This is a genomic window from Kluyvera sp. CRP, assembly GCF_019930565.1.
Classification (GTDB): Bacteria; Pseudomonadota; Gammaproteobacteria; order Enterobacterales; family Enterobacteriaceae; genus Kluyvera; species Kluyvera georgiana_A.
The window spans coordinates 945,815-959,696 of sequence record NZ_CP082841.1 but is presented as its reverse complement, the minus strand read 5'-3'; the positions used below and the strand labels follow the sequence as shown (position 1 = coordinate 959,696).

The 13,882-nt window shown below is 56.9% G+C and carries 12 protein-coding genes; 8 read left to right on the top strand and 4 right to left on the bottom strand.

Going from position 1 to position 13,882, the window contains the following annotated elements; genetic code table 11:
* The first annotated feature begins 38 nt into the window (after positions 1-38).
* The 3 genes from K7B04_RS04380 (at position 39) to K7B04_RS04370 (ending at position 1,904) form a co-directional block, all read left to right on the top strand.
* On the top strand, positions 39-1,118 hold the full coding sequence (locus K7B04_RS04380; protein ID WP_163448626.1) for a PTS fructose transporter subunit EIIC: 1,080 nt from the start codon (positions 39-41) through the stop codon (positions 1,116-1,118).
* A 17-nt stretch (positions 1,119-1,135) separates the two neighbouring features.
* Positions 1,136-1,456 (top strand): PTS fructose-like transporter subunit IIB, encoded by a 321-nt coding sequence (locus K7B04_RS04375; RefSeq protein ID WP_163448625.1) that lies wholly within the window; start codon positions 1,136-1,138, stop codon positions 1,454-1,456.
* Positions 1,457-1,547: 91 nt separating this feature from the next.
* Positions 1,548-1,904 carry a PTS fructose-like transporter subunit IIB gene (locus K7B04_RS04370; RefSeq protein ID WP_167577186.1) on the top strand — a complete coding sequence of 119 codons (357 nt, stop codon included), beginning with the start codon at positions 1,548-1,550 and terminating at the stop codon, positions 1,902-1,904.
* Here the strand turns inward: K7B04_RS04370 and K7B04_RS04365 are convergent.
* The 3 genes from K7B04_RS04365 to argE all read right to left on the bottom strand — a co-directional run bounded on the left by K7B04_RS04365 (position 1,891) and on the right by argE (position 6,952).
* Positions 1,891-2,736, bottom strand: a complete 846-nt coding sequence (locus K7B04_RS04365) for an AraC family transcriptional regulator (protein ID WP_223803549.1) — start codon at positions 2,734-2,736, stop codon at positions 1,891-1,893. The two genes, K7B04_RS04370 and K7B04_RS04365, sit on opposite strands and share 14 nt — an antisense overlap.
* Positions 2,737-2,836: 100 nt before the next feature.
* Positions 2,837-5,488 carry a phosphoenolpyruvate carboxylase gene (ppc, locus tag K7B04_RS04360; protein ID WP_223803548.1) on the bottom strand — a complete coding sequence of 884 codons (2,652 nt, stop codon included), beginning with the start codon at positions 5,486-5,488 and terminating at the stop codon, positions 2,837-2,839.
* Positions 5,489-5,800: 312 nt separating this feature from the next.
* Complete coding sequence (argE, locus tag K7B04_RS04355) at positions 5,801-6,952, bottom strand: acetylornithine deacetylase (RefSeq protein ID WP_064540316.1); 1,152 nt, start codon at positions 6,950-6,952, stop codon at positions 5,801-5,803.
* A gap of 153 nt (positions 6,953-7,105) precedes the next feature.
* Here argE and argC point away from each other — a divergent pair, with 153 nt between their 5' ends.
* The 4 genes from argC (at position 7,106) to oxyR (ending at position 11,661) form a co-directional block, all read left to right on the top strand.
* The gene (argC, locus tag K7B04_RS04350) at positions 7,106-8,110 is read left to right on the top strand and encodes an N-acetyl-gamma-glutamyl-phosphate reductase (protein WP_223803547.1); all 1,005 of its coding nucleotides are present in this window, start codon (positions 7,106-7,108) and stop codon (positions 8,108-8,110) included.
* Positions 8,111-8,122: 12 nt separating this feature from the next.
* A complete protein-coding gene (gene argB / locus K7B04_RS04345) occupies positions 8,123-8,896 on the top strand; it encodes an acetylglutamate kinase (RefSeq protein WP_163448620.1) in 774 nt (257 codons plus the stop codon).
* A gap of 195 nt (positions 8,897-9,091) precedes the next feature.
* Positions 9,092-10,465: an argininosuccinate lyase gene (gene argH / locus K7B04_RS04340; protein WP_223803546.1), complete on the top strand. Its 1,374-nt coding sequence runs from the start codon at positions 9,092-9,094 to the stop codon at positions 10,463-10,465.
* A 278-nt stretch (positions 10,466-10,743) separates the two neighbouring features.
* On the top strand, positions 10,744-11,661 hold the full coding sequence (gene oxyR / locus K7B04_RS04335) for a DNA-binding transcriptional regulator OxyR (protein ID WP_163448618.1): 918 nt from the start codon (positions 10,744-10,746) through the stop codon (positions 11,659-11,661).
* On the opposite strand, the gene sthA is transcribed toward oxyR, so the two are convergent.
* A complete protein-coding gene (sthA, locus tag K7B04_RS04330) occupies positions 11,644-13,044 on the bottom strand; it encodes a Si-specific NAD(P)(+) transhydrogenase (protein WP_064540302.1) in 1,401 nt (466 codons plus the stop codon). The two genes, oxyR and sthA, sit on opposite strands and share 18 nt — an antisense overlap.
* Before the next feature lie 197 nt (positions 13,045-13,241).
* On the opposite strand from sthA, the gene fabR reads away from it, so the two are divergent.
* Positions 13,242-13,877 carry an HTH-type transcriptional repressor FabR gene (gene fabR, locus K7B04_RS04325; RefSeq protein ID WP_064540299.1) on the top strand — a complete coding sequence of 212 codons (636 nt, stop codon included), beginning with the start codon at positions 13,242-13,244 and terminating at the stop codon, positions 13,875-13,877.
* The last annotated feature ends 5 nt before the right edge of the window (positions 13,878-13,882 follow it).

Here is a 13,882-nt window from a genome sequence, read left to right as displayed (position 1 = left end):
CTTAATGGACATGGGCCGAAGAAGCCCAGGAGCGACTGATGAAAGAATTGGTGCACATACTCAAAAACACCCGTCAGCACTTAATGACTGGCGTGTCGCACATGATCCCGTTTGTGGTTGCGGGGGGTATTTTACTGGCGGTCTCGGTCATGTTGTACGGCAAAGGGGCCGTACCGGATGCGGCCACCGATCCCAACCTGAAGAAGCTGTTTGATATTGGCGTCGCGGGTCTGACGCTGATGGTGCCATTCCTGGCGGCCTATATCGGTTACTCCATCGCCGAGCGCTCCGCACTGGCGCCTTGCGCCATCGGCGCGTGGGTGGGCAACAGTTTTGGCGCGGGCTTCTTCGGCGCGCTGATCGCCGGGATTATCGGCGGAATCGTCGTCTACTATCTGAAAAAAATTCCGGTGCACAAAGTGTTGCGCTCGGTGATGCCAATCTTCGTCATTCCTATCGTCGGCACCTTCATAACCGCAGGCGTGATGATGTGGGGGCTGGGTGAACCGGTGGGTCTGCTGACGACCAGCCTGACCCACTGGCTGCAAGGCATGCAGCAGGGCAGCATCGTGGTGCTGGCGGTGATTATGGGCCTGATGCTGGCGTTCGACATGGGCGGCCCGGTGAACAAAGTGGCCTACGCCTTCATGCTGATTTGTGTCTCGCAGGGTGTTTATACCGTGGTAGCGATTGCTGCCGTCGGCATCTGCGTTCCGCCGCTGGGTCTGGGCCTGGCCACGCTGATTAATCGTAAGAATTTCAATAACGAAGAGCGCGAAGCCGGGAAAGCGGCGCTCGTCATGGGGTGTGTGGGCGTCACCGAAGGGGCGATTCCATTCGCTGCCGCCGACCCGCTACGCGTGATTCCATCCATCATGTTGGGTTCCGTTTGCGGCGCGGTGACCGCTGCGCTGATGGGGGCACAGTGTTACGCCGGATGGGGCGGTCTGATTGTCCTGCCGGTGGTAGAAGGCAAACTGGGCTATTTGCTGGCGATTGTGGTGGGGGCTGTGGTGACCGCCGTCAGCGTTAACCTGCTGAAAAGCCTGGCGCGTAAGAACAAGAAAGCGGTTGTCGAAAAAGAAGATGACCTGGATTTAGATTTCGAAATTAACTAATTGAGAAGGTAGAGATTATGACCAATATTATTGCGGTAACGGCCTGTCCTTCCGGCGTAGCACACACCTACATGGCCGCGGAAGCGCTGGAAAGCGCGGCCAAATCCAAAGGCTGGAACGTGAAGGTAGAAACGCAGGGGTCGATTGGTCAGGAAAATGAGCTGACCGCCAGCGACGTCGCGGCTGCGGATATGGTCATTTTGACCAAGGATATCGGCATCAAATTTGAAGAGCGCTTCACCGGGAAAACGATCGTACGCGTCAATATTAGCGATGCAGTAAAACGCGCCGACGCTATTATGAATAAAATCGAGGCACACTTAGCGCAGAGCGCATAAGCATTATCTCGATATTATAGGTACTTACAGACTGGCGGGCGCGAAAGAGTATTTGCGCCTGCCAGCGTTTGTTTTCTGCAAGGAGGGGACGATGACGGCAACGGGCGGACGAATGTTAGTGGCGGTAACCGCCTGCGTGAGCGGCGTGGCCCATACCTATATGGCGGCTGAACGTCTGGAGAAGCTCTGTCAGCAGGAAAAATGGACCATCAAAATCGAAACCCAGGGGGCGCTGGGCATTGAGAATGCGCTCACGGAAGAGGACATTCGCCGCGCTGACGCGGTACTGCTGATCACCGATATTGAGTTGAATGGGGCCGAACGTTTTACCCAGAGCCGCTATGTGCAGTCGGGTATCAGCGCTTTTCTACGCGATCCGCAAAAGGTGATGATCGCGGTGCGTAAGCTGCTTTCCGCGCCTCAGCACACGCATATTATTCTGTCGTAGTCAGCTGGCTGTGGTACTGGCGACGGTACTCTGACGGTGAGCGTGCGGTGTTTTTGCGAAACAGGCGGCAGAAGTAGTTGCTATCGACGAACCCACAGGCGTGGGCGATCTCTTTTACCTTCAGATCATACCCCTTCAACAGCCGTCTGGCGTGCTCCAGGCGGGTGTGGTTGAGGTATTCATTAAAGCCCATAATGCCGCTTTTCTGGAACAGGTGTGACAGGTAGTTCGGCGAAATATAGAACGCCTGTGCCACTGATTCGCGGGTCAGCGGTTCGGCGAAGTGGCTATCGATATATTCGCGAATGGCGTCGAACAGTGCCTGGCTGCGCGAGGCGGTCTGAATCTGGCTGCTGAGCAGGTCGGCGCAGTGGCTGATGAGGCTGGTGGCAATCAGCCGCGCGGTTTGCTGCTCCTGCGGCTGCATTTGAATTTCGCTCATGGTTTGCAGCAGGAAGGAACCGACGCGCGGCCCGCGACGGGCAACATGCTGTTTTGCCAGATTACTCAAGCGGTAGCCATCCCACTGCTGGATGCTAAACCCCAACTGCTGTTTGCCAAACAGAATGCTTAGCGTGGTGGCAGGTTCCAGCCAGTGAGGAAAATTCCAGCCGCCAGCGGGAACGAACAGCGCATCCAGCGTCTGCATGGGCGTGTCGTCGCCCAGTCCGGCGTCGGCGAGTTGCCCTTCCAGCACAATTTCGAGGCGCGGAAAGTCGACCTGAAAAGCCATATCGGGAACGGGCGTGTGATTGCCGGCAAAACCGATTTTTTGCAGCGGGGTGGCCCCGGACGCAATGCGGGAAAGCAGTGGGTTGATGTCGAAAAACATGGGGCTCCCTGTCGTGATGAACAACAAAGAAACCTTAACTGAGGGTATGAAAAAAGGCCACAAAGAATGTGGCCTTTTGGGGTGTCCGCGTCTTGATAAATTAACCGGTGTTACGCATACCCGCTGCGACGCCCGCGATGGTGACCATCAGCGCCTGCTCGACGTTAGGATCCGGCTCCAGGCCTTCTTCTTCCGCTTTACGAGAACGGTGCAGCAGTTCGGCCTGCAGTACGTTCAGCGGGTCGGTGTAGATGTTACGCAGCTGGATAGACTCGGCAATCCACGGCAGGTCGGCCATCAGGTGCGCGTCGTTGGCGATGTCCAGCACCACTTTGATGTCGGCTTCGAGCAGATCGCGCAGTTCGGCACCCAGCGCCCACAGCTCCTGTTTCACCAGACGCTGATCGTAATATTCTGCCAGCCATAGGTCGGCTTTCGAGTAGACCATCTCCAGCATCCCCAGACGGGTAGAGAAGAACGGCCAGTCGCGGCACATGGTTTCCAGCTTGCTCTGCTTGCCGTCTTCCACCACTTTTTGCAGCGCCGCGCCGGCACCCAGCCAGGCTGGCAACATCAGGCGGTTCTGTGTCCAGGCGAAGATCCACGGGATGGCGCGCAGGGACTCGACGCCGCCGGTTGGGCGACGTTTTGCCGGACGTGAACCCAGCGGCAGTTTACCCAGCTCCTGTTCCGGCGTGGCGGAACGGAAATAAGGCACGAAATCTTTGTTTTCACGCACGTAGCCGCGGTACATCTCGCAGGAGATATCGGACAGCTCGTCCATGATGCCGCGCCACTCTTCTTTTGGCTCCGGCGGCGGCAGCAGGTTCGCTTCCAGAATCGCGCTGGTGTACAGCGACAGGCTGCTGACGGTGACTTCCGGCAGACCGTATTTGAAGCGGATCATCTCGCCCTGTTCCGTCACGCGCAGACCGCCTTTCAGGCTTCCCGGAGGCTGAGAGAGCAGCGCCGCGTGCGCCGGTGCGCCGCCGCGACCAATAGAACCACCGCGACCATGGAACAGCGTCAGTTCAATACCGGCTTTTTCACAGGTTTTGATCAACGCATCCTGCGCCTGGTACTGCGCCCACGAAGCCGCCATAACGCCCGCATCTTTCGCGGAGTCGGAATAGCCGATCATGACCATCTGCTTGCCCTGAATAAAGCCGCGATACCAGTCAATGTTGAGCAACTGGGTCATCACGTCGTCGGCGTTGTTCAGGTCGTCCAGGGTTTCGAACAGTGGGGAGACCGGCAGCGCGAAGGTGATGCCGGCTTCTTTCAGCAGCAGGTGAACCGCCAGCACGTCGGACGGCGTTTTGGCCATCGAGATCACGTAAGCGGCAACCGAGCCGATCGGCGCATCGACAATGGCTTTACAGGTATTCAGAACTTCACGGGTGTCGTTGCTTGGCTCCCAGCTACGCGGGAGGAGCGGACGTTTAGAATTCAGTTCGCGGATCAGGAAGGCCTGTTTGTCGGCTTCTGACCAGCTTTCGTAGTCGCCGATGCCCAGGTAGCGGGTCAGTTCGCCCAGCGCTTCAGTGTGGCGGGTGCTCTCCTGACGCACGTCAATACGCACCAGCGGTACGCCAAAACACTTCACGCGACGCAGCGTGTCGAGCAGCTCGCCGTTAGCGATGATGCCCATACCGCAGGCCTGCAGTGATTTATAGCAGGCGTACAGCGGTTCCCACAGCTGCTCGTTCTGGCTGATCAGACCGGCTGGTTTTGGCAGGCGCTGGCCTTTCAGACGCGCTTCCAGCCAGGCCTGGGTGGCCATCAGCTGGCTGCGCAGGGTTTTCATCAGGTAGCGATACGGCTCGGTCGCGCCTTCTTCGCCAACCCGCTCGCGCAGTTCGTCGGTGCATTCCACCATCGACAGCTCGGAAATCAGCACCTGAATATCTTTCAGGAACAGATCGGTCGCTTTCCAGCGGCTGAGCAGCAGCACGTGGCGGGTGATTTCGGCGGTGACGTTCGGGTTGCCGTCACGGTCGCCGCCCATCCAGGAGGTGAAGCGTACCGGCACGAAATCGACCGGAAGCTGGTAGCCCAGGTTCTCTTCCAGCTGTTCATTCAGCTCACGCAGGTAGTTCGGTACGCCTTCCCACAGGCTGTTTTCCACCACCGCGAAGCCCCATTTGGCTTCATCCACCGGGCTTGGGCGATGTTTACGAATTTCATCGGTGTGCCATGACTGAGCAATCAGCTGGCGCAGACGGCGCATCACCTGGTTGCGTTCGTAGTCGGCAATGTCGTTATTATCGAGCTGTTTCAGACAGTTGTTGATTTCGCCCATTTTATGAATCAGCGTACGACGCGTGATTTCAGTCGGGTGCGCGGTGAGTACCAGCTCCAGCGACAGGGATTCAACGGCTTTTTTAATTGTGGTTTCGTCGAGATTGGGTTGGTCTTTGAGTTTACGCAGGGTACGGGCAATCACTTCCGGGTTGCTTGCCGCTTCACCTTTCGGCGAAATGCTGTGGTACTGCTCGGCGGTATTGGCCAGGTTCAGGAACTGGCTAAACGCGCGGGCAACCGGCAGCAGTTCATCGTTGGACAGGTTCTGCAGCGTGGTGAGCAGCTCCTGACGATTGGCTTCGTTGCCGGCACGTGAAGATTTGGACAACTTACGGATCGTTTCTACACGGTCAAGAATGTTCTCACCAAGCGCATCCTTGATGGTATCGCCTAGCACTTTACCGAGCATACTGACATTACTACGCAACGCGGAATATTGTTCGTTCATTAACCCAGACACCCCATCTCATTTTATTTTGTTATATCCCAGCCTTTGGAACGAAAGGGCGGGATAAAGACACCTCTTTTATAAAGCCACGTAAAAACCCGTACGTCAATTGCTGCGAAATCGCTTCAGCAAACGAATAAATTGCGGCAATTGACGAAAGTTAATTCACATCGTGCCAGATAAGAAATGCTTATGAAAATGTGAAGGCGATCGCGGGAATCGGGGGGCGGAGAGATGCCGGATGGCGCTGCGCTTATCCGGCCTGCAGGCGAGGGTAGACCCGGTAAGCGTAGCGTCACCGGGCAGAACACATTAATGCCAGCAGAAGTGATGCACGACCTGGGTAATTAATTCGCGCGTCGGCTTAATAAAGCGCGTTTCCAGGTATTCGTCCGGCTGGTGTGCCTGATTAATCGAGCCTGGCCCGAGGACGATGGTCGGGCACAAGGTCTGGATAAACGGCGCTTCGGTGCAGTAGTTCACCACTTCGGTCTTGGTGCCGAGCAGTTTTTCCAGCACTTCAACCAGCTGATGATCTGGCGGGCATTCGTAGCCCGGAATCGGTGCGTGCAGCTCGCTAACCGTCAGGCGCCCCGGCCATTGCGCGCTGACCGGCTCCAATGCTTCATCCAGCAGACCGTTGAGGTCGCTCAGCGTCATGCCCGGCAGCGGGCGGATATCCATATGTAGCTCACAGCAGGCGCAGATACGGTTGGACGCATCGCCACCGTGGAGGCTACCGAGATTGAGCGTTGGGTACGGTACGGTGAACGCTTCATAGTGATAGCGCTCTTTCAGCGAGTCGCGCAGCTGCATCACGCGGCCAATGGCGTCGTGCATGATTTCAATGGCGTTCACACCGCGCGCCGGGTCGCTGGAGTGGCCGGACTGGCCCATGACGCGAATGGCGTTCGACATATGACCTTTGTGCGCGCGCACCGGCTGCAATGAGGTGGGCTCACCGATGATAGCGCAGTCCGGGCGTAGCTCGGTGGATTCGGAGAAATAGCGCGCACCCGCCATGCTGGTCTCTTCATCCGCCGTCGCCAGAATGTAGAGCGGCTTTTTCAACTGCGTCACGTCAACATCCCGCAGCGCGTCGAGAATAAAGGCGAAGAAGCCTTTCATATCGGCAGTGCCCAGACCGTAGAGCTTGTTATCGTGCTCGGTCAGGGTAAACGGATCGCGGGTCCAACGCCCGTCGTCGAACGGTACGGTATCGGTATGACCGGCAAGCAGTAGCCCGCCCGCGCCATGTCCGGTGCTGGCCAGCAGGTTGAATTTATTGCGCGTGCCGGGAACCGGCTGCACCTCAACATTGAAGCCGAGAGAGGCGAACCAATCGGCCAGCAGAGTGATTAAAGACGCATTACTCTGATCGAGTGCTTCTTCGGTTGCGCTGATGGACGGTGTGGCGATCAACGCACGGTAAATCTCGATAAATGGTGGTAAATTGTTTTTCATTGTTGACACACCTCGGGTCGTGATAGTATCAATATTCATGCAGTATTTGTGAATAAAAATACATTATCATTAGGCGTAAGAAAACCCACCAACGGTAGGGTGAAGTGACGACGCTTAATCAGGCAAACAGACATAAGAAGGTAAACGGCCCCGATGTTGAATACGCTGATTGTGGGCGCGAGCGGTTACGCTGGCGCTGAGCTTGTGACCTATGTGAATCGCCATCCTCATATGAACATAACCGCTTTGACGGTCTCAGCGCAAAGCAATGATGCGGGAAAGTTAATCTCCGATTTGCATCCACAGCTAAAAGGGATTGTTGATCTCCCTTTGCAGCCGATGTCCGACATCAGTGAATTCAGCGCCGGTGTTGATGTGGTGTTCCTCGCTACCGCTCATGAAGTCAGCCACGACCTTGCGCCGCAGTTCCTCGCGGCGGGCTGTGTGGTGTTTGATCTCTCCGGCGCGTTCCGCGTGAACGACGGCGCCTTCTATGAAAATTATTACGGATTTACCCATCAGCACCCGGAACTGCTGGCGCAGGCGGTATATGGCCTGGCCGAATGGAGCGGCGAAGCGCTGAAAGAGGCGCAGCTGATTGCCGTGCCGGGGTGTTATCCCACGGCGGCACAGCTTTCCTTAAAACCGTTGATCGACGGCGATTTACTGGATCTCTCCCAGTGGCCGGTGATCAACGCGACCAGCGGCGTGAGTGGCGCGGGGCGTAAAGCGGCGATCTCCAACAGTTTCTGCGAAGTGAGTCTGCAGCCTTACGGCGTGTTTACCCACCGCCATCAGCCGGAAATCGCCAGCCACCTTGGTGCCGAGGTGATTTTCACCCCGCACCTGGGCAATTTCCCGCGCGGGATTCTGGAAACCATCACCTGCCGCCTGAAACCGGGCGTGACCCATGCTCAGGTGGCGGAAGCCTTACAGCAGGCCTACGGCGATAAGCCGATGGTGCGTTTATACGACAAGGGTGTTCCGGCGCTGAAAAACGTCGTCGGCTTGCCATTCTGTGATATCGGTTTTGCCGTGCAGGGCGAGCATCTGATCGTGGTGGCGACCGAAGACAACCTATTGAAAGGCGCTGCCGCACAGGCCGTGCAGTGCGCCAATATCCGTTTCGGCTTCGCTGAGACGCAGTCTCTTATCTAAGGTGTGATGACGATGAATCCATTAATTATCAAACTGGGCGGCGTGTTGCTGGATAGCGAAGAAGCGCTGGAGCGTCTGTTTACCGCGCTGGTGAACTACCGCGAGTCGCATCAACGCCCGCTGGTGATTGTCCACGGCGGCGGCTGCGTGGTGGATGAGCTGATGAAGCAGCTCAACCTGCCGGTGAAAAAGAAAAATGGCCTGCGCGTGACGCCTGCCGATCAGATCGACATTATTACCGGTGCGCTGGCGGGCACTGCCAACAAAACGCTGCTGGCCTGGGCGAAGAAGCATGAAATCGCCTCCGTGGGCCTGTTCCTCGGCGACGGTGACAGCGTGCAGGTCACTAAACTGGATGAAGAATTGGGCCACGTTGGTCTGGCGCAGCCGGGCTCGCCTAAACTGATTAATCTGCTGCTGGAAGGCGGTTTCCTGCCGGTGGTGAGCTCTATCGGCGTGACCGTCGAAGGGCAATTGATGAACGTCAACGCGGACCAGGCGGCAACCGCGCTGGCGGCCACGCTGGGTGCGGATCTGATCCTACTCTCCGACGTCAGCGGTATTCTCGATGGCAAAGGCCAGCGCATTGCGGAAATGACTGCGGCCAAGGCGGAACAGCTGATCGAGCAGGGGATTATTACCGACGGCATGATTGTGAAGGTGAACGCGGCGCTGGACGCGGCGCGTACGCTCGGCCGCCCGGTCGATATCGCCTCATGGCGTCACGCGGAGCAGCTGCCGGCGCTGTTTAACGGCACGCCGATTGGTACGCGTATTCTGGCATAAGTTTTTCCCCCTCACCCTAACCCTCTCCCCACAGGGGAGAGGGGACTGGCCGGAGCCGGTATAGTTCTCCCACTCTCCACAGGGACGAGGGAACTGACGGTTTTCCCCCTCTCCCTCAGGGAGAGGGCCGGGGTGAGGGTTGTTTTCAGGCCGGAGACTACCCGGCATAAATAAACGAATTTAAGGAAGCATGTTATGGCACTTTGGGGCGGGCGTTTTTCTCAGGCAGCAGATCAGCGGTTCAAACAGTTCAACGACTCTTTACGCTTTGATTATCGCCTGGCGGAGCAGGATATCGTTGGCTCTGTAGCCTGGTCTAAAGCGCTGGTGACGGTTGGCGTACTGACGGCGGAAGAGCAATCTCAACTGGAAGCGGCGCTGAGCGTGCTGTTGGAAGAAGTTCGCGCTAATCCGCAACAGATCCTGGAAAGCGATGCCGAAGACATCCATAGCTGGGTGGAAGGTAAGCTGATTGATAAGGTGGGCCAACTGGGTAAGAAGCTGCATACCGGGCGTAGCCGTAACGATCAGGTCGCGACCGATCTCAAGCTGTGGTGCAAAGACACCGTGGCGGAGCTGCTGGCCGCGAATCGTCAGCTGCAAACCGCGCTGGTGGAAACTGCGCAGGCTAACCAGGACGCGGTGATGCCGGGTTACACTCACCTGCAACGCGCGCAGCCGGTGACGTTTGCTCACTGGTGCCTGGCCTACGTAGAGATGCTGGCGCGCGATGAAAGCCGCCTGCAGGATACCCTCAAGCGTCTGGACGTCAGCCCGCTGGGCTGCGGCGCGCTGGCGGGTACCGCTTATGAAATTGACCGTGAACAGCTGGCGGGCTGGCTGGGCTTCGCGTCCGCGACCCGCAACAGTCTGGACAGCGTGTCTGACCGTGACCACGTGCTGGAGCTGCTGTCTAACGCTTCCATCGGTATGGTGCACCTGTCGCGCTTCGCGGAAGACCTGATCTTCTTTAATACCGGTGAAGCGGGCTTTGTTGAGCTTTCCGACCGCGTGACGTCAGGCTCTTCTCTGATGCCGCAGAAGAAAAACCCGGATGCGCTGGAGCTGATCCGCGGTAAATGTGGCCGTGTACAGGGTGCGCTGACCGGCATGATGATGACCCTCAAAGGTCTGCCGTTGGCTTACAACAAAGACATGCAGGAAGATAAAGAAGGCGTATTTGACGCGCTGGATACCTGGCTGGACTGTCTGCATATGGCGGCGCTGGTGCTGGACGGCATTCAGGTGAAGCGTCCGCGTTGCCAGGAAGCGGCGCAGCAGGGCTACGCCAACGCCACCGAACTGGCGGATTATCTGGTCGCTAAAGGCGTGCCGTTCCGTGAAGCTCACCACATCGTGGGCGAAGCGGTGGTGGAAGCCATCGCCCAGGGCAAGCCGCTGGAAGATCTGCCGTTGGCCAATCTGCAGAAATTCAGCGCGGTGATTGGCGACGACGTTTACCCGATTCTGTCGCTGCAATCGTGCCTCGATAAGCGTGCGGCAAAAGGCGGCGTTTCGCCGAAGCAGGTAGCGCAGGCGATTAGCGACGCGAAGGCGCGCCTGAGCTAGCCCTCTGCATAGCCAAAAGATAGCCCGGCCGAGCGCAAGCGACGCCGGGTTTTTTTATGCGCAAAAAAAGCGGGCCACGGGGCCCGCAAACGTTCATGTTGGCTTTAGTTAGTCGAGTTTTGAGAGAAACTCAGAAATCCACGCGGCGACTTCAAAGGGTTAAACAAGGAACCGCGCTGTTTCTGTGGTCTATTATTAAACAGAATCCTTGATAGGGATAATCATTCATTGCTATTCTATCTATCGCCATGAACTATCGTGGCGATGGAGGATGAATAATGAATATTCGCGATCTTGAATACCTGGTGGCATTAGCTGAACACCGGCATTTCCGCCGGGCGGCAGATTCCTGCCACGTCAGCCAGCCAACCCTGAGCGGGCAGATTCGTAAACTGGAAGATGAACTGGGCGTTATGCTGCTGGAACGCACCAGCCGTAAGGTGCTGTTTACCCAGGCCGGGCTGCTGCTGGTGGACCAGGCGCGTACCGTGCTACGTGAGGTCAAAGTGCTCAAGGAGATGGCTAGCCAGCAGGGGGAGACGATGTCCGGCCCGTTGCATATCGGCCTGATCCCGACCGTTGGCCCGTACCTGCTGCCCCACATTATCCCAATGCTGCACCAGACGTTCCCGAAGCTGGAAATGTACCTGCACGAAGCGCAAACCCATCAGCTGCTGGCGCAGCTTGATAGCGGTAAGCTGGACTGCGCCATTCTGGCCCTGGTGAAAGAGAGCGAAGCCTTTATTGAGGTGCCGCTGTTTGACGAACCGATGATGCTGGCGATCTATGAAGATCACCCATGGGCTGAGCGCGATCGCGTGCCGATGTCGGATCTGGCCGGTGAGAAACTGCTGATGCTGGAAGACGGTCACTGCCTGCGCGATCAGGCGATGGGGTTCTGTTTTGAAGCCGGTGCGGATGAAGATACTCACTTCCGCGCGACCAGTCTGGAAACGCTGCGCAATATGGTGGCGGCGGGCAGCGGTATTACCTTACTGCCAGCGCTGGCCGTGCCGCATGAGCGTAAACGCGATGGTGTCGTTTACCTGCCATGCATTAAGCCGGAGCCGCGCCGCACCGTTGGGCTGGTCTATCGACCTGGATCGCCGCTGCGCAGCCGCTATGAGCAGCTGGCAGAGACCGTCCGTGAGGCGATGGACGGTCATTTCGACAAGGCGTTAAAACAGGCGATTTAAGCCGTTTAGCGCCGCAACCCGATAGGCTTCCGCCATCGTCGGGTAGTTAAAGGTGGTGTTAACGAAGTACTCAATGGTGTTACCGCCACCTTTCTGCTCCATGATCGCCTGGCCGATGTGAATAATTTCGGCCGCGCGTTCGCCAAAGCAGTGAATGCCAAGGATCTCCTTCGTCTCCCGGTGGAACAGGATTTTCAGGCTCCCCACGCTCATCCCGACGATTTGCGCTCGCGCCAGGTGTTTAAACTGGGCGCGTCCGACCTCGTACGGCACCTTCATGGCGGTCAGTTGCTGTTCGGTTTTGCCAACAGAGCTGATTTCCGGAATGGTATAGATACCGGTCGGAATATCTTCAATCAGGTGTGCGGTGGCTTCACCTTTCATCAGCGCCTGGGCAGCAATACGTCCCTGATCGTAGGCAGCAGAGGCCAGGCTCGGATAACCGATTACGTCGCCGACGGCATAGACATGCGGCAGGGCGGTCTGGTACATGCTGTTCACTTTCAGCTGGCCGCGGCCATCGGCCTGTAGGCCAATATTTTCCAGCGACAGTGAGTCGGTGTTGCCGGTACGGCCGTTGGCAAACAGCAGGCAGTCGGCCTTGAGCTTTTTGCCGGACTTCAGGTGCATGATCACGCCGTCGTCCACGCCTTCAATCTTCTCGTACTCTTCGTTGTGGCGAATGACCACGCCGCTGTTCCAGAAGTGATAAGAAAGCGAGTCTGACATCTCCTGATCGAGGAAGGCCAGCAGACGGTCGCGGGTGTTGATCAGGTCAACTTTCACGTCCATGCCACGGAAGATAGATGCGTATTCGCAGCCAATAACCCCGGCGCCGTAGATAATGACGTGGCGCGGTTCGTGGTGCAGACTCAGGATGGAATCGCTGTCGTAAATGCGCGGATGAGTGAAATCCACGTCGGCCGGACGATACGGGCGTGAACCGCAGGCGATCACGAATTTATCGGCGGTTAACGTTTCAACGGAGCCGTCCGGGCATTCCAGCGCGATGGTGTGTTCATCGACGAAACGGGCGTCTCCCTGCAGCATTTCACAGTGATTGCGCTCATAAAAACCCTGACGCATGCGAGTTTGCTGATTGATAACGCTATCGGCATGATTCAGGATGTCGGCAAAGGAAGAGCGGAGAAGTCGGCTGTGGTCGCTGTAGAGAGGGTTCTGGTTGAATTCGATAATACGGCTGACGGCATGGCGAAGAGCTTTGGACGGGATGGTACCCCAGTGGGTACAGCCGCCGCCGACATTATGATAACGCTCAATAACGGCGACACGGGCTCCTTGCTTCACCAGACCCATAGCAGCGCCTTCGCCGCCGGGGCCGGAACCAATTACTATTGCATCATAATCGTAGGAATGTGGCATGGTAGGGCTTACCTGTTCTTATACATAAAAGCAACAGAATCATAACATCATCGAAGATATAACCCAATTATCGTTGGGCTTTTTTCATACGAAATAGCATAAATAGCATGTAAACAATCATTAACAAAGCGACGTAAGTCGATTCGTTTTAATCTCTGGTATAGTGCCAGCATGTCATGTGGAAGGATTCAGTTATCGTGATGGGTGTTAGAGCGCAACAAAAAGAAAAAACCCGGCGGTCGCTGGTCGAAGCGGCATTCAGTCAACTGAGTGCTGAACGTAGTTTTGCCAGCTTGAGCCTGCGCGAAGTCGCGCGTGAGGCGGGAATTGCGCCAACCTCCTTTTATCGCCATTTCCGTGATGTGGACGAGCTGGGGCTGACCATGGTCGACGAAAGCGGCCTGATGCTGCGCCAGCTGATGCGCCAGGCACGCCAGCGTATCGCCAAAGGTGGCAGCGTGATCCGCACTTCCGTCTCAACCTTTATGGAATTTATTGGTAACAACCCGAACGCCTTCCGCCTGCTGCTGCGTGAACGTTCCGGGACGTCTGCCGCCTTCCGCGCCGCGGTGGCGCGTGAAATTCAGCACTTCATTGCGGAACTTGCTGACTATCTGGAAATCGAAAACCATATGCCTCGTGCGTTCACGGAAGCGCAGGCAGAGGCGATGGTGACAATCGTATTTAGCGCGGGAGCGGAGGCTCTGGATGTTAGCCTTGAGCAGCGCCGACAGCTGGAAGAGCGGCTGGTGCTGCAGTTACGGATGATCTCCAAAGGCGCATACTACTGGTATCGCCGTGAACAAGAGAAGACGACACATCAGTCCGAATAAGGTGG